The 21,028-nt window shown below is 42.8% G+C and carries 18 protein-coding genes; 5 read left to right on the top strand and 13 right to left on the bottom strand.

All coding sequences use genetic code 11. The features are described from left to right. Positions 1–541: DUF4351 domain-containing protein (locus NWP21_RS12760; RefSeq protein ID WP_280793006.1), on the top strand; the 541-nt coding region annotated here is incomplete at its 5' end. A 236-nt stretch (positions 542–777) separates the two neighbouring features. Here the strand turns inward: NWP21_RS12760 and NWP21_RS12755 are convergent. Then, complete coding sequence (locus NWP21_RS12755; protein ID WP_280793005.1) at positions 778–4,299, bottom strand: helicase-related protein; 3,522 nt, start codon at positions 4,297–4,299, stop codon at positions 778–780. Between the two features lie 56 nt (positions 4,300–4,355). Next, positions 4,356–5,330: a GTPase Era gene (gene era, locus NWP21_RS12750; protein ID WP_271731282.1), complete on the bottom strand. Its 975-nt coding sequence runs from the start codon at positions 5,328–5,330 to the stop codon at positions 4,356–4,358. Between the two features lie 92 nt (positions 5,331–5,422). Here era and NWP21_RS12745 point away from each other — a divergent pair, with 92 nt between their 5' ends. Both NWP21_RS12745 and NWP21_RS12740 read left to right on the top strand, forming a co-directional pair. Continuing rightward, positions 5,423–5,557 carry a hypothetical protein gene (locus NWP21_RS12745; protein ID WP_280793004.1) on the top strand — a complete coding sequence of 45 codons (135 nt, stop codon included), beginning with the start codon at positions 5,423–5,425 and terminating at the stop codon, positions 5,555–5,557. 36 nt (positions 5,558–5,593) lie between these two features. Beyond that, complete coding sequence (locus NWP21_RS12740) at positions 5,594–7,009, top strand: carotenoid oxygenase family protein (protein WP_280793003.1); 1,416 nt, start codon at positions 5,594–5,596, stop codon at positions 7,007–7,009. Positions 7,010–7,021: 12 nt separating this feature from the next. On the opposite strand, the gene NWP21_RS12735 is transcribed toward NWP21_RS12740, so the two are convergent. The 7 genes from NWP21_RS12735 to NWP21_RS12705 form a co-directional block, all read right to left on the bottom strand. Next, a complete protein-coding gene (locus tag NWP21_RS12735) occupies positions 7,022–8,137 on the bottom strand; it encodes an LptF/LptG family permease (RefSeq protein WP_280793002.1) in 1,116 nt (371 codons plus the stop codon). 269 nt (positions 8,138–8,406) lie between these two features. After that, positions 8,407–9,135 (bottom strand): LPS export ABC transporter ATP-binding protein, encoded by a 729-nt coding sequence (gene lptB, locus NWP21_RS12730; RefSeq protein WP_280793001.1) that lies wholly within the window; start codon positions 9,133–9,135, stop codon positions 8,407–8,409. Between the two features lie 36 nt (positions 9,136–9,171). Then, positions 9,172–9,630: an LptA/OstA family protein gene (locus tag NWP21_RS12725; RefSeq protein WP_280793009.1), complete on the bottom strand. Its 459-nt coding sequence runs from the start codon at positions 9,628–9,630 to the stop codon at positions 9,172–9,174. Positions 9,631–9,890: 260 nt separating this feature from the next. Beyond that, entirely contained in the window at positions 9,891–10,277 is a 387-nt protein-coding gene (locus NWP21_RS12720; RefSeq protein ID WP_280793000.1) for a DUF309 domain-containing protein, read from the bottom strand. After that, positions 10,274–10,639 (bottom strand): ferredoxin thioredoxin reductase catalytic beta subunit, encoded by a 366-nt coding sequence (locus NWP21_RS12715; protein WP_280792999.1) that lies wholly within the window; start codon positions 10,637–10,639, stop codon positions 10,274–10,276. The genes NWP21_RS12720 and NWP21_RS12715 overlap by 4 nt, the downstream gene beginning before the upstream one ends. Positions 10,640–10,711: 72 nt before the next feature. Further along, positions 10,712–12,805, bottom strand: coding sequence for a PAS domain S-box protein (locus NWP21_RS12710; RefSeq protein WP_280792998.1), 2,094 nt, complete (start codon positions 12,803–12,805; stop codon positions 10,712–10,714). Between the two features lie 10 nt (positions 12,806–12,815). Then, on the bottom strand, positions 12,816–14,717 hold the full coding sequence (locus tag NWP21_RS12705) for a CheR family methyltransferase (protein WP_280792997.1): 1,902 nt from the start codon (positions 14,715–14,717) through the stop codon (positions 12,816–12,818). A 567-nt stretch (positions 14,718–15,284) separates the two neighbouring features. Here NWP21_RS12705 and NWP21_RS12700 point away from each other — a divergent pair. Next, positions 15,285–15,506 carry a DUF4327 family protein gene (locus NWP21_RS12700; protein WP_271731292.1) on the top strand — a complete coding sequence of 74 codons (222 nt, stop codon included), beginning with the start codon at positions 15,285–15,287 and terminating at the stop codon, positions 15,504–15,506. 93 nt (positions 15,507–15,599) lie between these two features. Here NWP21_RS12700 and NWP21_RS12695 read toward each other — a convergent pair whose 3' ends face one another. The 4 genes from NWP21_RS12695 to NWP21_RS12680 form a co-directional block, all read right to left on the bottom strand. Continuing rightward, on the bottom strand, positions 15,600–16,130 hold the full coding sequence (locus NWP21_RS12695; protein ID WP_280792996.1) for a ComEA family DNA-binding protein: 531 nt from the start codon (positions 16,128–16,130) through the stop codon (positions 15,600–15,602). A gap of 12 nt (positions 16,131–16,142) precedes the next feature. Then, positions 16,143–16,517 (bottom strand): NINE protein, encoded by a 375-nt coding sequence (locus tag NWP21_RS12690; protein WP_271731571.1) that lies wholly within the window; start codon positions 16,515–16,517, stop codon positions 16,143–16,145. Between the two features lie 72 nt (positions 16,518–16,589). After that, entirely contained in the window at positions 16,590–17,075 is a 486-nt protein-coding gene (locus tag NWP21_RS12685) for a GNAT family N-acetyltransferase (RefSeq protein ID WP_280792995.1), read from the bottom strand. Between the two features lie 34 nt (positions 17,076–17,109). Continuing rightward, entirely contained in the window at positions 17,110–18,954 is a 1,845-nt protein-coding gene (locus NWP21_RS12680; RefSeq protein ID WP_280792994.1) for a bifunctional serine/threonine-protein kinase/formylglycine-generating enzyme family protein, read from the bottom strand. A gap of 901 nt (positions 18,955–19,855) precedes the next feature. On the opposite strand from NWP21_RS12680, the gene NWP21_RS12675 reads away from it, so the two are divergent. After that, positions 19,856–20,944 carry a glycosyltransferase family 4 protein gene (locus NWP21_RS12675; protein ID WP_280792993.1) on the top strand — a complete coding sequence of 363 codons (1,089 nt, stop codon included), beginning with the start codon at positions 19,856–19,858 and terminating at the stop codon, positions 20,942–20,944. The last annotated feature ends 84 nt before the right edge of the window (positions 20,945–21,028 follow it).

Here is a 21,028-nt window from a genome sequence, read left to right as displayed (position 1 = left end):
TGAATCTGTGTGGGATGAGTTGGAGGTTAATCCTAATCCTTTTGCGGTGATTGTCATGGCGCATTTGAAAACTAAGGCGACTACTGGGAAACCTTCTGAGCGGGAAGCATGGAAGTGGCGAATTATTAGGGGATTGTATGAGCGGGGATTAAGTAAGACGGATGTCATCAGGCTATTTAAGATTATTGATACAATGATGACATTGCCGAAGGAGTTACAAACAGGATTGGTAAGGAAAATTAGGAGCTTGGAGGAGGAGAGAAAAATGCCTTTAATCAGTCCGACGGAACAACTCGCAATGGAACGGGGAGAACAGCGGGGTCTTGAACGGGGACTGGAACGGGGTCTGGAACGGGGTCTGGAACGGGAACAACAGCTGATTATTAAACTCCTCAATCGCCGCTTGGGAGGGGTGGAAGCATCCCAACTGGAAGCAATTTATACGTTGGATTTTGACGGGTTAGATTTACTGGGTGAGGCGCTGTTAGATTTTTCCTGTGTTGCTGATTTGCAGCAGTGGTTAGAAAGTCAATCACGGTGATGGGGAATTAGGGAATTACAGCGCATTTTATCTGAGTGAGGTATTGAGGGGCGGGCAGGATGTCCACCCCACAAGATTTATGATGTTAAGGTGTGTATTTTATTTATTTGAGTAGGATCGAAACCGAAATCAATAAGTTCTCTGGGGAGGTTGAAGGAATATAAGGGGGTGTTGGGGGGTGCGTGGTTTCGACTTCGCTCAACCTCCGAAATCAATAAGTTCTCTGGGGGAGGTTGTCAGGTTTTGGGTAAATTTCCCCGTTCCCACAATTTCTGCCAATTGTAGTTAACGCTGGTAACGTCAAAATCTGGCTCCTTTTCAAAGGGTTGCTGTATATAGCGTAGGATGCAGTCATGATGGCTGGGGGTGGTAATTTCTGGGGATAATGGTACTTGCACTAGTGCTAAAATAAAACCTTCGGGCTTATTCAGGGCGGTGAGAATTTCATTTTTAGTGACTGTAACTGTGTCTGCTCCCATTATGCGCCCTTTAACTTCAATCAACCGCAGCTTTCCTGTACCGGGGATGCGCGATTCTATATCATAGCCACAATTGTCGGCGCTGACATCTTTGGGTTCATAGCCTAATTGGCGTTCTGTATTAATTACTACTTGCATTGCTAGTGTTTCTACTCGCTGTTTTTCTTGGGCGGAGGTGTGGGGATTGGGTTTTTGCTGACCTTGTAGCCGTTGGAGTAATCCCAGGGAGACAATTAAGGACCCACCAATTACTACTGGTGGTAGGGGAGAAAGGCGGCGTTCTTGTTGCAAGTCTTCCATGCGCTTTTGTAACCGCGCTTGGAGTTCATCGGCTCTGCTTCTGGCTTTGGCTGAGTTAATTTTGGCGTTGATTTTCCCGGCGATTTCTTGCTGTTGTAAATCTGCGGCGCGATGGTCCCAATAATTAATTTCTTTAATTAGTCGCTCTTTGACTGCGGCCATGGTTTTGTTTATGAGTTCTTCTTTGTGTTTTTTGACTTCTTGGAGGTGTTGAGGGACGATGTGAGCGATCGCATAGGCTGTTGCTTGTGCTTCAATATGATTAAGTAACCATGACTGTTGTAAGATTGGTTCTATCAATGCTTGGTCAGGGTGACTGACTGGCTGATAATTTAAATAAGGAGCATAGCCTGCATTATAAATTTCTCCAGATGCTAGAATTTCCACATACTGCATTCTGCGGGACACCACCCGACGATTACCAGCAGGATCTGTGCGAGCATCTTGGATTGAATGTTCTAAATAAACTAGAGCTTTAATTTGTTCGCTGGGGTCGTTAACATCTAATAAGATACTACCTTGCTTGAGAACATCCCGATGGCGTTCTAAGATCAAATCTATCACAGCATCTAATAGGGGATGACCGGGATAGACTAAAGCCGCCAAGGGCTTACCTGCGATGCTAATTAATTGTTTATCAAAACAAATGCGCTCATAGCGGGTCAAAATTGCATCTCGTGTCCCCACTACTCGTCCCCGGTTACAAATGACGGCGGGGACATGGGTAATTTCGTAGCGTTGGGGTTCTCGTTCCCTAATAGTCCCCCCTAACTTCTGAAAAGCGGCTATGAAAAAGGAAGCTACAAAGTGGGGTTGTAATTTTCTGGCGTCGGCTCGTTCCATATCTTCGCGAATTTGCCGCACTCTAGAAATATCCATTGTATCCCGCGCCAAGGCCTTTTCTTCTAGGAGTTTTTGCAACCGTTTAGGGTCGAGACATCCCGTCACAACTTCATTTAACCGAGCTTTAATTTCTGGCGACTCACCATAGCGAATGGCTTCTATGAGTAATTGTCGCAGCTGGACACCATCAATAGCTGTCCCCAAAACATCAAATACCTTACCCCCCAGAGCCTTTTGTTCATTTTCTAGCTTTTTCAGCAGTGCTAAATAAACATCACCTTCCCGGGTTTCTTTGGCTACCAAGTTCCACAAATGACACACCTCCGTCTGTCCGATGCGGTGAATGCGCCCAAAACGTTGTTCTAAACGGTTGGGGTTCCAAGGTAGGTCATAATTAACCATGAGGTGCGCCCGTTGTAAGTTAATACCTTCCCCGGCAGCATCAGTAGCAATGAGAACTTGGACATCTGGGTCTTGGGTAAAAGCTTCTTGGGATTTGCGGCGTTCTTCGCGCCCCATACGGCCTTGAATTGTAGCGACTGCGTTGGGGTTGCCTAAAAGGTTACTAATTTGCTTGTGTAAGTAATTTAAGGTATCGCGATGTTCTGTAAATATTACCAGTTTGCGGCGGTAGCCACGAGCGTCAAAGAGTTCGGCTTGATTTTGCAGAATTTGAGAAAGTTCTTCCCATTTTCTATCTCTACCACTGCGACGCACTGCCAAAGCCAACTGCTCTAATTTTTGTAATTGGGAAATTTCCACTTTCAATTCCGTGATAGTCCGCGCTGCTGATGCTTGGTCAACAACTTCTTGTTCTATGGCTTCGCGTTCATCGCTGGGGGTATCTTCTTCAAATTCGTTGACATCTTCAATGATTCTACTGGATAACTCTAGGGCATCGAGTCCGCGCTTGGATATTTCTTCCTCTCGCAGGCGTTTTTGTAGTCTTTCCCGTCGCCGTCGCAGTGACTGATAAATTGCTTCTGGGGAGGATGCTAAACGCCGTTGTAAAATAGTCAAGGCAAAGCCTACGGTTCCTTTACGTCCTTGATTATCTAAAGCATCGGCGCGGTTAAATTCTTCGCGCACATATTCTGTAACTTGCTTGTATAAAACTGCTTCCTGGCTGGAGAGCTGGTAATCAACTGTATGAGCTTTGCGTTCTGGAAACAAGGGAGTACCGTCAAATTTTAACAAATCTTCTTTAACTAGCCGCCGCATGAGGTCGGAGGTGTCGCACACATGAACCCCATCGCGAAATTTCCCCTCAAAACGGTCTCCATCTAAGAGGGCCATAAATAGCTGATAGTCTTCTTCTTTCCCGTTGTGGGGTGTAGCGGTCATTAATAAAAAATGACGGGTAATACTAGACAGGAGTTTACCTAGTTTGTAGCGTTTGGTTTCTCTGACATCTCCGCCAAAAAAAGAAGCCGACATTTTATGGGCTTCGTCACAGATAATTAAATCCCAGTCGGTTTGTGTTAATTTGGCTTGGAGGTCATGACTACGGCTTAATTTATCTAACCGTGCTATGACTAGGGGTATTTCTGCGAGGGCGTTACCGCTGCGAGATGCTTCCATGCGGTCATTGGTGAGAATTTCAAAGTCGAGATGAAATTTCTGGTATAATTCATCTTGCCACTGGGCTGCTAGGCTACCAGGACATACTACTAAGCAACGCCGCAGGTCACCGCGCAAATGCAGTTCGGCCATGAGTAAACCCGCCATGATGGTTTTACCTGCTCCGGGGTCATCAGCTAGTAAAAAACGTAACGGCTGCCTGGTGAGCATTTCTCCGTATACGGCGGTAATTTGGTGGGGGAGGGGTTCTACTAATGATGTGTGTACGGCGAGGAGAGGGTCAAACAGATGTGCTAGGCGAATACGATGGGCTTCTGATACTAGCCGCAATAGGCGACCTTCGGCGTTGAAACTCCAGGGGCGCTCTTGAGTAACGATTTCTAATGTATCCTCGTTATGGCGATATAGCAATTCTTGACCGAGGCGACCGCTTGGGTCTTTGTAGGTTAATTCAACCACATCGCTACCAAACCATTTGACATCGACGACTGTGACTACCTGGTTAGGTAAAATCCCTTTAACTGCGCTGGCTTTGGTTAGTTGTTCTAGTCGCATCTAGCATACAGACTTTTTATACTCAAGTGGGCAATATGCCCACATTACAAGGTTATCTATTCTTCTACTCTGTAGCCTAACTCTGCTAAACTCATCCGTGATTGTCGCCATTTTGGCTCTACTTTCACGAATAACTCTAGATAAACTTTACCATCAATCAGCTTTTGAATTTGTTGGCGAGCCTCGCTACCAATGGCTTTGAGCATTGAGCCGCTTTTGCCAATTAGGATACCTTTTTGAGAAGTTCTCTCAACGTGGATGGTAGCCAGTACACGGGTAATACTGGGTGTTTCTTCTACTAAATCAATGGCGATCGCTACTGAGTGAGGAATTTCTTCCCGGGTTAACAGTAAAATTTGTTCCCGAATTAATTCCCCCATGATAAAACGTTCTGGCTGGTCTGTCACCAAGTCCGGGGGATAATAAAATGGTCCGGTCTCTAAATTTTCAATTAATAACTGTTGCAGTTCTGGTAGTCCGGCGCTGGTCTGGGCGGAAAATTTAACTACCGGCCATTGTTGACCTGCGGCTAAAGCTTGATAAGTATCATCAATGCTCTGAGAATCTGGTGGTTGTTGGTCAATTTTATTTACCCCTATAATTACTGGTGTTTGGGTTTTTACCAGTAAATCAGCAATAAAGCGATCGCCAGCACCACAAGCTACTGACCCATCTACGACAAGCAAGACCACATCCACGGACTCAATGGCATTTTTAGCATTTCTCACCAGCACTTCCCCCAATTGATGATGGGGTTTATGAATTCCCGGTGTATCGACAAAAATTAACTGTGCGGCTGGGGTAGTTAAAATCCCTCGTAACCGATTACGTGTAGTTTGTGCTACAGGCGACGTAATCGCGATTTTTTGTCCTACTAATTGGTTCATCAAAGTAGATTTACCGACATTGGGGCGACCAATGATGCCAATAAACCCTGATTTAAATTCAGGAGGAGCCTGGGGGATAGATACTTCTCCTGAAACAGAGAAGAGGTTATAATCAGTACTAGTCACCTTAAGCTCCACCGTCATATATTAGAGATGCAATGAGCAACAAACATAATTGAACCCTGGCATTTTCAGGGACTGCCTTTATATAAGTTTAATCTATTTAAGTCTTAGCTGTGAATTTGTTAATTTTCTACTCTTGGGCGATCGCCTGTGAGGCAGAGTCAAATTATATCAAAAACAACAATTATTTCCCAATTATACTAGAAAAATCTGCCGATATTGGGAGAAACAACCACAGCGATCGCTAATATGATCACTTCATCACTTGTTGAGACATAGACACCATGACAACCACACTTAACCCGTATCTCAATTATAACTTTGCCCCGGTGCAAACAGAAATCACCACGCAGGCTTTAGAAGTCATAGGTGAGTTACCCGCCAATTTATCAGGGATGTTTGTCCGTAATGGACCCAATCCCCAGTGGTCACCCATTGGTCAGTATCACTGGTTTGATGGCGATGGAATGTTGCACGGTGTGAGAATTAGGGACGGTGAGGCCACATATTGTAATCGCTACGTGCGCACTAAAGGATGGCAAATAGAACACCAAGCGGGGAAAGCGCTCTGGTCTGGGTTATTAGAACCACCGCAGATGGATAATCCCCATGGTGCCTACAAAAACACTGCCAACACAGCCCTAGTGTGGCACGCGGGGCAAATGTTAGCACTTAACGAAGGGGGTGCGCCTCACGCCATCCAGTTACCAGATTTACAGACAATTGGTGAATACACGTATAATGGTAAGCTGGTTTCTGGCTTTACAGCCCATCCCAAGGTAGACCCAAAGACGGGTGAAATGATGTTTTTTGGTTACTCCTTCGCTCCACCATACTTGCAATATAGCATAGTTTCCGATACAGGGGAAATAGTGCGGACAGTGCCAATTGAGCTACCGATGGGGGTAATGATGCACGATTTTGCCATCACCGAGAACTATACAATCTTTATGGATTTACCCTTAACTTTCAGTATGGAAAGAATGCAAAGGGGGGAACCGGGTTTGATGTTCGAGAGCCATAGACCCAGTCGCTTTGGTATTGTCCCCCGTTATGGGGATAACAGTAATATCCGCTGGTTTGAAACTTCGCCCTGTTACATATTTCATACCCTCAACGCTTACGAAGATGAAGAGGAAATAGTGCTTATAGCCTGTCGCATGAACTCGACCACAGTGTTAAAGGTTAATGATTCCCCAACGGACCGAGAAGCAGATATACCGCGTTTATATCGCTGGCGATTTGATCTGAGCAGCAAGAAAGTGCAAGAAGAAATGCTAGATGATGTCCCGGCGGAATTTCCCCGCATTAACGAAAACTTTTTAGGGCAACGAACCCAATACGGTTATGCTGGGAGAATGGACCAAAGGCCTCTCCCGCTATTTAATGGTATAATTAAATATGATTTTAATAATCAGACATCTCAAACCCATGAATTTGGTTCGGGACGTTATGGCGGTGAAGCAGTATTTGCGCCGAGTGTTAATGCTACAAAGGAAGATGATGGCTGGTTAATTACTTTTGTTTACGATGAGACTTCACAAACTTCGGAACTAGTGATAGTCAACGCCCAAGATGTCACCGCGGGACCTAGAGCGCGGGTACTAATTCCCCAAAGGGTACCCTATGGTTTCCATGGTACTTGGGTTTCTGACGATAAGAGGTTGTTTTGGGGAACAGGGAATAGGGGAATAGGGTAAGTTGTCAATTTATTAACGTTCAGCTATGCGCATCAATAAAAATAAACCTATTCCTAAAAACAGGAAATTAGGTAGCCAAGCTCCTATAAAGGGTGAGAAAATACCAGCTTGTGCTACGGCACCGCTAATAAAGAAAATTAAATAATAAGTAAAAATTACGATTACGCTCACACCAAAACTTGTACCTTTTCCGCTGCGCTGGGGTCTGCTTCCCATAGCAGCACCTACCAAACCAAAAACTACACATACAAATGGTAGAGAAACTTTTTGCTGAATACGTACTTCAAGTTTGCGAATTTTCTGAGTGTCGCCAGCGATCCGTTCGATTTCTAACTGTTGTAAAGATTCAGCAAGATTCATTTCACCATAATCTCGGCTTCTCTCGACTAGATTCAATGGTGTGCGGGGTAATTGCAGCTGTTGATGTTCAAACCGTAAAATATTCCGATAGGAACGGTCAGGAGCGACTAAATAAATGGTACCATTATAAAAGTCCCAAACGTTTTCAGCAGTGTTCCACTCGGCAGATTCGGAGACGAGAATTTTATTTAAACCTTCTCCAGTCCGGTCTATAATTGTTAAGCCCTTCATCTTCTGACCATCAAATTTGTCAGCATAAAATAAACGTGCCAGTATCCTGTTTCTAGTACCATCTGGCTCTTCTGTCTCTTGGTATTCAGGATAAAAGATATTTGACTGCTGTAAGATGGGTTTGTCTGACTTGAGGGCTTTTTCCAGGGTAATAGTTGCTTGGTAATTGGCTGCGGGTGCTATTTGCTCATTAAAGATAAATGTCATCCCTGTGACTACCATACTCAAGATCACAGCGGTGTACACCATGCGATAGACGCTGACCCCACACCCACGCAGAGCAATTAGTTCGCTCTCGCTGGAAAGACGACTATAAGTCATCAAAGTAGCCAGGAGTGTGGACATGGGGAAGGCTAAAACGATAAAATTGGGAAACTTTAATAAAAAAACCTGAATTGCAATATTGATTGGTAATCCAGATTCGACAATGCGCCGCACTAGCTCAAAGACAGCATCGATGGTGACACCCAAGGATGAAAATGCACCTACACCAAATAAAAAAGGTGCTACCAATTCTTTGGTCAGGTAGCGGTCCATGAGCGTCAAGGGTAAGAGGGAATTCAGTCTGTATAATAAATTGAGCTTTTTGAATCTCATAAAATATAGCAACGGACATATTGGTTAGGACATCATCATTATGGTTTTAAGGGAACAGGGAATAGGGAACAGGGAACAGGGAACAGGGAACAGGGAACAGGGAACAGGGAATAGGGAATAGGGGATAGGGGATAGGGAATAGTGAATGTCCTAATTACCTTGGCGGTTGCTATAACTATAGGACTACCATTTTTTTTAACCGGCCTCCTTTAGAGTTGAAAGTTATCGCCCAAGTAGTATTGTCGCACTAGGGGATTATGATATAGTTCTTCTGGATGTCCAGAAGCAAGAATTTGTCCCTCGCGCATAATATAGGCGCGGTCTGTAATGGCTAGGGTTTCACGAACATTATGATCTGTAATTAAGATACCCATGCCGCGATCGCTCAATTGTGCGACAATGTGCTGAATTTCGGAAACGGCAATCGGGTCAACACCAGCAAATGGTTCATCCAAGAGTAAGAATTTCGGACCATCCCTACCCGCTGCTAAAGCCCTAGCTAATTCTGTCCGTCGTCGCTCCCCACCTGAGAGTTGAATTCCTTTGCTTTTAGCGACTTTTTCCAAGCGAAACTCCCGCATTAAACCCTGTATTCGTTTTGACCATTCCCATCGGGGGACATGAGTTTGCTCCAGTACCAAGAGAATATTATCCCGTACAGATAGCTGACGAAAAACACTTGGTTCTTGGGCTAAATAGCCAATACCTAATTGTGCTCTTTTATGCATTGGCATTGCGGTTATTTCGGTACTATCAAGCCAGACTTTTCCGTGATTAGGTTTTTCTAGACCCGTAGCAATGTAAAAAGTCGTGGTTTTACCCGCACCATTGGGACCTAGTAACCCCACCACCTCACCCTGAGAAATGGAGAGGTTAACGTTATTGACAACACTGCGCTTACCATAAGATTTGTAAATATTCTCTAAGATAATTTTCACTATTCGCGTCTGTAGTGGTAATTTATCCTGATCAGATTAATTAGATTGTCCCCCCAGTTCAGAATCATTGACCATGTAGATGGACTGTACCTGACCCCGGGATTGAGGTAAAGCCACAAAACGCCCTTCATCAATCAGATAAGTGACTTTCTCGGCCTGGATGCTATTGACTCCATTTTGGACAATATGGACGTTACCGCTCAAATCAATGCGGCGTTCCCTGCTGAAAAATTGTGCTTGAGCAGATGTAGCTTTAATTTGGCGAGCAGGATACAACATTTGGACGTTACCGCGTGCGGTTGCTACTTGAGTATTGGCGTTATATTCTTGCATATCGGCGCTGATGGTCAGGCGACCATTTTGCTGAGATGTTTGTGCCGTTACAGTTTGCACATGGCTAGGAAATGTTACCACACCCAGGAGTGCAACTGGTAGCATGAAGGCTAATCCCAGGCGACGCATTTGTGATACTGGAAATTTGTAGCAGGACATAATACTGTAGCCATAAGTTTAGGATATCAGATTGTATATTAATTATCCCAATTTCTTGTTCTGAATATAAAATCTACATTTAAGATTTAGGAGCAACTTGGGATAACTCCTGAAATATTGACGCTTGATCTAGCTTCTAGGTTTCACCCATATACACATTCGTCAAATTCCCTGAGAACACCGCCGCTACAACCGCCATATTAACCTGGAAATGCAATATTTTGGCAACAACAGCCCCGTAGGCTAGGCTACGGGGTGAAATTTTAGTTGTGAACTAGGGTAATTGTGGGACTAGGTAAAGCCTGAGGATCTGCCAAGGCATGAAAGTTATCTGCTCCCATTTGTTGTAATGTTGACAACAGGGCTGCAGTTTGATTCAATAATTGATCTACATCAATACCCTGATAAACAGAGGGATAAGGTCGCAGTCGATTGCTGCCTTCTCCTAGCAAAATTACTGCACCTCGCCAGTTACCATTAGATAAATGATACTGTGAGACGGCAATTTGTAAAATACCTTGATAAAAGGTTTTTTCTGGTTCGCCGGCTTCTATCCACAAAGCCTCTAAAGTGTCATGACAGGCGTAAAACTGTCTGGAATTAAACTGCTCCACACCTTGCCAAAACTCTGGGGGGATAATGTCGCTCATCCCATGCTGGCTCGCACTTCTTTGATAGTTTCTAAACTAATTTTTTGTTGGTCGCCAGCAAACTCATTATCTGGGGTCAGAAACAGCATACAGTGACACTCTTTGCGTTCTCTCATGGGTACACAGGGACAGTTCCAATATGTGGCGCTAACTTCGGCTTCTTTGTCTTCATAGTGGCGACAGGGACACAAAGGGGCCCCTAAATCGTCTTTATGTTTTGCCAGTCCTTCAATCACCACTGCGGTTACAGAGGGTTCAGAACAGAAATATGTGCCGGTGCGTTTAGCGTACTGTTCGGAAAAGTGCCGCATGGCTTCCAGGCTTTTATCGGTGGATGTTGTGTTATTTTCTGATGAAATCATATGAACCGGCCACTCATAATTTAAATATTTGTTTGCATTGTACATCAGTGTCACTGGGCTATTACCCCAACTTCAGCGCTGCTGTTTCCAGGGTGGTGTTGTGGTACACACAAGGGCATGATGTATGACATTTAATAATTGCTCCGCAGTAAAGGGTTTTGCTAAAAATCCCTGAATCCCTGTGAGAGTAGTTCGTGCTAAAGCCTCAGCAGCAGCCAATTCACTCATAACAATAATTGGTACATCCGGGTTGATGATTTGCAAGGTGCGAATGACAGTTTCCCCTGTGATGGATGGGATCATTAGATCTATTAACACCAGTTTAACGTCCTGCTGGTGCTGGGTGTATAGGGCAAGGGCTTCAATCCCATTCTCGGCGATTAATACCCTGTAGTTATGAATATCTAATGTAGTTTTGGTAATTTGGGTAATTGCTGTCTCTTTATCTGCAACTAAAATTAATTCTCCTTTGCCTGTGGGCAGTTTACCCTGGTCTACTCTGGGGGAAGTGTGACTTTCACTACTGGGGATGTAGATTTTCAATTTCCTCCCAACTCCTGATTGACTGGATACTTCCACAAAACCGCCCATGTCAGGATTTTTACTGCCGGTTTGGGTATGGCAAAATGGTGTGAAAATGTCATCGATGACTTGAGGATTAATATTTAGTGCGGTATGAGTAATTGTAATTACTAAGTAGTAACCCACCTGAGCGCCCATGTGCCGTTTCACATAGCTTTCGTCAATGAAGGTCTGGTTAGCGGAGATTCCCACCTTCACACCTTGAGGCGCTGCATCACAGGCATTTACTAGTAACTTAACTAATAGTTTATGTAGTTCGGTATGGTATGGCTGTAGGATTTCTATATCGGTAGGGATATCTGTATGAATATCAATGTCTATGGATTTGGGGAAGATGCGTTTGATTGTCTGCTCTACATCTTGGAGCAGATGTGATACTGACGGTATTGAGCTTTGAACTTGAAAGTTACTGGTAAATGACTGAATTTGCTGGACTAAATCCATCCCCCGTTTACTATTGCTTTGCAATAATTTCAGCATTTGTAGGGAACTTTCACTTAACTGGGGATGTTTGAGGGGCAAAAGTTGCGCTACTGTGATCATGGGGGAGAATATATTTTGCAGATCATGGGCGATCGCCTGAGCCAGAGTACCGAGGGTTGACAATCTCTGGGTACGTGAAATTTCTGTTTCTAGTTGTTTTTTATCGGTGATATCGGTATCCACACTCATGATAGATTTGGGTAACCTGGCGGCATCATACATGAGTGTCCAACGGCTATTAACGATGATTTTCTGACCCCATCTGGTGACTTTCCGTAATTCCCCGCTCCATGATCCATGCTCTAAAACAGTGTTCAGCGCCCCTAGAAGTTCAGGAGAAGCTTCTGGTAATAAAATTTCCCAGGCGTTCCTGCCCATAACTTCCTCTGCCCGCCAGCCATAAATATTCACCGCGCCTTGATTCCAATATAAAATTTGGTTTTGCAAATCTCTGACTAGAATGGCATCTGTGGTAATATCAAGTAGTGTGGCTTGTTGGCGAATTTGTTCCTCTGCTTTGATCCGCTCACTAATATCCCTAAGTAGCCATCTCCAACCGTTGATTTTGCCCTGAGAATAATCTTTGGCTACCCCCAGGGTGAATTCAGCCGCAAAGTCAACTCTACCTTCTTGGTGAAATATCCGTAACTGTTCTGTGCGTTTCTCTGTTTGCTGGGGCAATTGTCCGATGATTTGGTAGAATTTGGGTAATTCTGTCTGATGTACAAATACAGCCAGGGGTTTGCCGATCAGGTAAGACTGGCGGACATTCAGTAAGTTGGCTGCAGCATAGTTAGCTTCTTGAATTACACCATTGACATCAGTAACTAAATATCCATCGGGGGCAAAATTAAATAAATCCTGGTAACACTGGCGCTCAACTTCTAAAAGGTGGCGAGTAGCAACTAATTCCCGGTTTTGCTGTGCGAGTTCTTCGGCTAATACTTCGAGCTCTTCCAAAGAAATTGTAGTTTCGCTGATGGCTTCTTGCAATAGTGCTGTTGTAGGATCATTCTCCTGTCTTATTTGACTAGCACGCTGGGATAAATTTTCTAGTCGCTGATGCGCCCCGGTGATGGCTTCCTCTAGGTTTCTGGTCATTATGTTTGGGTTACTCCTGTTGCTGTTGTCGTCTTTGAGCAATTGCTTCGTGAGAAATCATACTTTTAACTTGTTCTATATCTGTCATCATTAATACCACTCCTTCAATTTCTGTACTACATAGGGGGGTAATAGCCAAATAACATTCTATTGTTCTTCCCCGGCGATTGGTGGCATCTAAAATCATTTCTTGGAAGCTCTGCTTTGCAGATAAGGAATCGCGGATAGGCGATCGCAGTTGCTCGAGAGGTAGACCAATATCGAGACTAAATAAGGATTTTCCTAAGACTTCCTCTGTTCTTAAGCCCCACAAATGTTCTACCATGTAATTCCACAGTACGATGTTCAAGTTGCGATCAATGACTACGATTCCCATTTGTAGACTTTTGAGAATGCCAGTCAGGAATAGATTAGTACGGTTGAGTGCTGTGGTGCGATCGCTCAGTTCATGATTAATTGTTTGTAATTCTTCGTTGGTTGATTGGAGTTCTTCGTTCATGGTCTCCAATTCTTCATTGGTAGATTGAAGTTCTTCATTCATGGTTTCCAATTCTTCGTTGGTAGATTGGAGTTCTTCGTTAGTAGTTTCCAATTCTTCGTTAGTAGATTGGAGTTCTTCGTTAGCAGTCTCTAATTCCTGTCCAGAACGTTGCAAGGCTTCTTGAAGTTGAATAAAACGAGTCACATCATGAAAAGTGATACTCACACCTAGCAGGGACTTGTCAACATCTTCTAAAGGTATAATTGCTACATCTAAATATTGCTGTTCTCCATTGGGTAAATAGCGATGGACATTTGTTAAAGTAATACTACGGCGTTCGATATAAGCCCGTTCAATGGGCGATCGCAATTCTATTGGTCTGTAGGAAAGTTCTAAATCCTGAAAAGGACGAGCTAAATCCTGGGGTGAAAGACCAAACAGAATGCGAGCCTGGTGGTTACTTAGTACGAGTATTCCATTGATATCTACCACTATTTGGGCTACAGATGCGGAATCAAAAGCCATCTCTCGCAGTCGGATATGTCGAGATCCTCGGTAGCTAGATTCTGGCTCTACTGTATTTGCCATCCCTAGCAAGCGATCGCGTATATTTGCTACTAATACTTTACTAAATATCCGATCTTTCAACTCTAGGGGATTGAATAAATTGGAGTGCACTAACAGCATCTCTGCTTTTCCCAAAAACAGATAACCCCCATCATTGAGAGCAAAATGAAACCGAGCCATAATCCGCGACTGAGTCTCAGAATTAAAATACATCAGTGTGTTGCGACATACCAGCATATCTAAGCGAGAAATGGGCGCATCTTGCAGCAAGTCGTGACGACCAAAAATCACTGAACGTCGCAAGTCCTGACGGAAAACATAGTTATTACCCGTACTCTCAAAATATTTCTCTTGCAGTCCCCATGGTATTAACTGGATATCCTTAGCCGAATACACAGCTTGACGGGCTTGATTCAAAGCTTCTTCATCTATGTCTGTAGCATAAATTTTTACCCGTTGCCGACATTCCTCGATTCCCAAAAGTTCAGCCATGAGCATAGCCACAGTGTAAGCCTCCTCACCAGAAGCGCAACCCGCACTCCAAACCCGGATGGGATCAGAGTTATTTTTCCGGGCTACAATCTTCGGTAACACCTGTTTAGCTAAGTATTCCCAGGCGGAAATATCTCGAAAAAATGCCGTGACGTTAATCAAGATTGTGTTAAACAGGTGATTGAATTCCTCTGGATCAACTTCTAAGTAGTCCAGGTATTCCCCAAAGGTTTCTATACTTAGATATTGCATGCGCTTATGTACCCGACGCATCAAAGTTGAACGCTTATAACCTGTAAAATCAAAGCCCCGGCTTTGTCTAAGATAAGTCAGTAGATTTTCAAACTCAGGGTTTTTTTCTGGAGCAGTCATAAGTAGGGAATGAGGAATGAAGGACTAGGTGATCAGGGAAAAGTCGTTCTTCCCCCATCTGTAAGATTGCTTTCTTTGCCTAACACCCAATGCTGAATGCCCTATGTACTTTAACTTATTCCTCAAGGTACTAGGGCTGGTGATATCTCATCCCCAGGTAATGTGAACTACCTAGACAGTACCGTTAGGTCAGTGTAGGCTTGCGCTTGATTGACAGATAACCGTCTACCCTAGGGTTTCTTGGTACAAGGGGGAAACTAAAATCCCCTGGGGGGTGTCAAACTTTTTGAGGTCTGGGAGTCTCAACAAGAGTTTTCCAGGGGTCTACCTAAAGACTGATACCAATTCCTGCCTAGATATGCGATTCTGAGCAAGGTGTGGAGGTAAAAAGTTCCTCTACCTTGACCCAAAAGGGGAATTTATCTGTGTAACTGCTATCTACAGGAGACAAGATGGCTGTGGTGGGGTTGGTGTGTCTTGATTCTTGATAATTTTTCCTATTTTTTTTGCTCAGTTGAAGATACACGCAGAAAACTTATTTCCTTCAAAAAAGAAAAAGAATGATTTATGGATACTGTTGTTAGATATGATATTGGAATGATTAGAGAGGAAGCACGCCAACTAGTCAAAAAGGGACTACTTGACCGCCAACAACCAATTTACTCCCTATGTAAGTATGTTCCTAATCGTGACTGGATATTGTTTGAGAAGGAGCTGGAAAGGCATGAATATCTACTCAGAGATAGAATTATTGACCTATTGAGTGATGAAACCTGGGAAGAAGATTAAACCCAATACTATTACATCGGGGCATTAAGGAAGATAGGCAAGAACTTCTCAGATATAACCGACTTATTGATTCGGGTTTTTTACATAAGAGTCTCAAAACCTGAGAAAATACATCAGCTTGGCGATGTCCTCACCGGGTAGATCCAAGCGTCGCTGGAAATCTGCCAAGTTCGGGTAACTCCCAGCTGATAGACGATTTTGGACTATCGCCTCCGCCAGAGAGACATCCATCCAGGGAATTTGCAATAATTGCTCAACGGTGGCAGTATTCAGATTAACTAACTGGTGAGGATAATCTAGAGATTCGTTATCATAGTAAATAAAACTCAGTAGCGGCGCTAATGGTTCTAATCGCTGTATTGGCATAGCTAAAGCCGCCGCCACATCTTCAATACAATAAAATTTAACACCAGAGCGCGAAAGTTCCACAAGCGATCGCGCTTGGTGAATGGACAGACCAGGTAAGCGTAACCAATCGTCTACAGTTGCTTGATTAGCATCAATGCGAATTCCCAATTTTACCGCCAGACGAATTTCCTCCCCGGACTGTAATCGATAATAAGGGTCATTGAGGAGTTTAGCGCGGAGTTTTTGTAACTTAGGGTTTAAAGGTAGCCAGTTCATTTTGTTGCTAACTTAAGAAATTTGTTCTAGCAGCTGGCGGCGTTTTTGCTCAAATTCGTACTCAGAAATCAATCCATCTTGGCGCAGAGTATCCAATTCCCGCATAGCCTTAGCCATATCTTGTACCTGATTACCTGTAGAGATGGGATTATTCACTGCTGACCTACCCAAATTAAAATGACGATCAAAAGCCCCTTCATCCTGTGCCAAATACCACACCGCCTCAATAGCACTTGCTATCTTAGGGATAGGTGTCCAGGAAAGCAAAACATACAACACACCCCAAAAAGGTTGTCCCAAATAAAACTTATGTAACCCGGAAATAGTCAGCGTACCGGATAAAGCCAAGATTGCGGCAATGCTGCGACTTTTGCGTTTAGTTAACATATCTCCCATCCACCTAGCACTAGGACTTTCTACAGTCAAGTTTAAACCCAAATAAGTGGTTTCCAGAGAACTTTACCAGCTATATCTCAAAATTATGTCTGATAACTCATGGGTTTTACCCGGACAAATATCAACAGCCTCACCTAAGCGCAAAAAACCATAATTTTCGTAAAACGAGATAGCTGCAAAATTATCATAATTGGTAAAAACCCACAGTTCTTGAAATTTAAAACTCCGTGCATATTCGATTAACCTATCCATCATCATTGTTCCCCGTCCTTGTCTGCAAAACTGTGGACGCAAGCCAAACCATCCGATCCACACAACATGAGAGGGGCTATCACTTAATTGATAAAGACCCATAACACCGATTGATTCAGCCGCCAACTTAGCAATATATACCTCCCAGAAACTAATAGTGGCATCATGCTGGCCAATACCACACCACCTCAACATAGCTAAACTAAATTGATCCCCAAACTCCAACTCTTTTAAAAGCGGAATAAAATCTACAATATCTGTCGTTTGAATAATATTCAGACATTGATTATTAGACATACAAATTATCAGGTACGGTCATATTAATCACAATTCATGGAGAAAATACCACGCGAAAACCGCAGATCCTCAAACCACCATCAGACTCATTCCAGCTACGACTAGCGCTGCGACAAAGTTCGGCTGCAAAATTCCAAGAACCCCCACGCAATAGGCGACGATGAAAGTCACCACCAGCCTCCCACACACTACCATCCCCAGGCGCGCCACAATAGTTATTATGCCAAGTATCAGCACACCACTCCCACACCTGCCCATGCATATCATACAATCCGAAGGCGTTGGCGATGCCAAAACTGCCCACATCGGTTGTTTCCTTGCGGTATTTGCTTTTTACATCCATACCATAACTATCGCTACTACAATTAACTAAATCAGTGGTAATTATTTCGCCAAAGTGGTAAGATGTAGTAGTTCCAGCGCGACAAGCGTATTCCCATTCAGATTCACTAGGTAACCGATATTTACGTCCGGTTTTTTCTGAGAGTCTAGCGCAGAATTCTACAGCCTCGTACCAAGATACGTTTTCTACAGGCCGATTAGCTCCTTTAAATTTCGAGGGATGTGGGTTTAAGCTTTGTTTGACTTCAGGTAAACCCGTTACAGCTTTCCATTGACCTTGAGTTATGGGAAATTTCCCCATAAAGAATGGTTTGAGAGTAACTTTGTGTTGAGGGCGTTCGTCAGCATCTCCTTCAAATTCAGGGGAACCCATCATAAAACTACCACCGGGAATTAAAACCATTTCCAGTGTGACTATTTCGTTTAATTTTTCGGTAAAAAATTTAGCCGTGGGTAAATCGCGGTTGACTTCTCTACCTGCTGTATCTACCGTCACTACTTCAAATTTAAAGGTTTGCAAAGGGGGTAATGAGGGTTTTATTTGTTTTGCTAGGGATGGTAATCGAATTAATTGAGGTAAAATAATTTCGCTAATTTTTGGTTCAACAACAGATTTTTTACTATCCTGTAAATCTTTTAGCACTTCCGAGGCTGATTGATATCTTTCACTAGCTAGATGTTTCAACAATTTATTTAAAATACGGCTTAAGTCATCGTTGATATACATCCCTTTTTTCTGTAATTCTTCTTGCCATAACCAATTACCATTCATGGCATCATAAAGAGGATCATGGATCTGTCCATAGGTATTTTGTATTGGTAAACATTGGGTTAACAGACGCACGCAAGTTACACCCAAAGCATATAAATCACTCCCATGACAAGGAAATCCAGCCATTTGTTCAGAAGGAGCATAACCAATGGTATAAATAACCGTAGCCTGTCGAGCTAAGGTTGTTTGTGTTACCTGCTTTGCACCACCAAAATCAATTAATACGGGTTTACCGTCACTTTCGCGGCGGATAATGTTGTCTGGTTTGATATCTCTATGGATAACGTTAGCACCATGAATAAATTGGAGAACTGGTAATAAATCAGTTAAGAGTTGGTAAATTTGCTGTTCACTAAAGGGTTTTTGCTGAACCTCTTGTAACAGAGTCTTCCCTTGTATAAATTCTTGCACAAGGTACAAGCTAGAACCTTGTTCAAAATAAGCTAATAATCTCGGTATTTGAGTATGATTTTCTCCGAGTTCATACAACCGAAATGCCTCTTCTTTGAAGAATTGTGCTGCTTTATTACGTTGGATTGTTCCTTGAAATTGAGGAAAAAATTGTTTGATGACGCAAGGAGCATTTAGTCTATCTACGTCTTCAGTTTCATAAGTTCTGCTAAATCCACCTTCTCCTAAAAGCCTCAATACGCGATAGCGATTCCTCAGAAGTTTGCCAAAGTTACTGTGTCCGCAACTCATGCAAAATCTATTGTCTTCAGGGTTGAATGGATTAGAGCAATTGGGATTTTGGCAAATTTGCATAATGAGGAGGGAATAGCATCTTATCCAAACTTAGCCCCAATAATATCAAATTCAGAATACGTATTTAGAACAGTAACCTTGAATAAAATTGCCTATGCATATATACTTTTATGGCAAGATAGAAATGCATAAATTTTATAATTTTATTCTGTTTTCTGTTATACTTCCTATTTAAATAGGCTTAGTCTTGAGATGAGATATTTTGATCACAACAGCAATGATATTGTAAAGGGCTTGAATTTGTCAAGGGTGCTTTATTTTGTTAATTCTGTACATAATGCCGGTTATTTTTTGTGATCAAAAGCAGAATACTCACAGCATTGATATCAGGCTGCAATTATTTTGTGCAGCGACAAAAAATTTTCCTAGGTGGGTTGTTATAATCGCTACAAATACTCTTGATAACCGAGCGGTTCCAGTCTAACTGTTTTTTTGCGCTCAATATCCACAATGTGTTTTTAATACCATTAAACCTTAACATTGTCAATGGCATGATTTCATACTTTTGGGGGATGACAACTGGAATTGTACCGCTACCTATGGGAGAAGGATAGATAAACTCTCTATTGCTATAGGCTGGTGTGAAGAAAAATAACAGCATAAAAAAAAATATCAATAAGTTATCTAAATAAATTGAATTTTGCGGAAAAAATCTCTGTTTTGAGCAACATTTTCCAGAAAATTATCAAAATTTGATTCCTGATATTTTAATTATCTATAACTTAGTTACTCTTCTGAATAAAGCAATATTTCCCTACTAAGGTAGAAAGCAAATATAGGATATGAAACATACAATCTAAATTAATGTGCTTATTAAAAAGTACTAATCAAAGCCTTTATAGGCACTTATGAAACAGCACACAGATATGTCATTTTCATCTGATTTTGCAGGAGTTATGTAATGCGAATTGCTCAAGTTGCGCCATTAGTCGAGAGAGTACCACCTCCAGCATATGGGGGTATAGAGTTAGTCGTAGGACTACTAACCGATGAATTGGTTCGACGGGGACATGAAGTGACGCTATTTGCTTCGGGAGATTCTATTACCTTGGCGAAACTAGTATCAGTTCATCCCCGTGCTTTACGTCTCGACCCGGAGGTTAAGGAACCTCATATATACCAAATGTTACAACTGGGCTTTGTCTATGAGCGAGCTAAGGAGTTTGATATTATTCATTCCCATGTGTGCTGTTCAGCATTACCCTATGCCAATCTGATTAAAACACCCACGGTTCACACCTTGCACGGAATTTTTACCCCTGATAATGAAAAAATGTTTGAATATGGTAAACATCAACCTTTTGTGAGTATTTCCCAGTCCCAGAGGGAACTCAGATTAGGGTTAAATTATGTAGCAACGGTTTACAATGGGATTGATGTTAATAGTTATAAGTTTCATCCCCAACCGGATAATCCGCCATACTTGGCGTTTCTAGGTCGGATATCTCCAGAGAAGGGTACACACCTAGCGATCGCGATTGCTCAAAAAACCGGTTGGCATTTGAAAATTGCTGGTAAAATAGATGCAGTTGACGGAGAATACTTTGAGCAAGAAGTCAAGCCACACATAGATGGTCAACAAATTGAGTATCTTGGTGAAGCGAACCATATCCAGAAAAATGCTCTCATGGGGGGTGCGGTAGCAACTCTTTTCCCCATCACTTGGCGAGAACCTTTTGGGTTAGTTATGGTAGAGTCAATGGCAGCAGGTACACCGGTAATTGCCATGAAACTGGGTTCGACTGTGGAGATCATTAAACACGGAAAAACAGGTTTCCTTTGCAATAACGTTGCAGATTTTATTGAAGCTATTGATCAGGTAAAGCAGTTAGACCGCTATGTTTGTCGAGAGTATGTTAATCAGCACTTTAGCCTACAACATATGACCGATGGTTATGAAGCAGTTTATCAGCAAATTCTCGCCGGACAATCTGCTAAACATGGTCAAATCCTAGATGTAGTTGGTCTGGGTATGAGCGGTAATTGCTAATATCGTTAATTTTTAGCTTGAACAAAAAGAAGCCTCTCACTCAGTCCGAAGGACGAGTGATGAGATGAATTTTTGGGCGGTGAC

Source organism: Anabaenopsis sp. FSS-46 (assembly GCF_029891665.1).
In the GTDB taxonomy this organism is placed as follows: Bacteria; Cyanobacteriota; Cyanobacteriia; order Cyanobacteriales; family Nostocaceae; genus Anabaenopsis; species Anabaenopsis arnoldii.
Note: the sequence above shows the minus strand (reverse complement) of the source record. Positions and strands in the feature narration are given on the sequence as shown.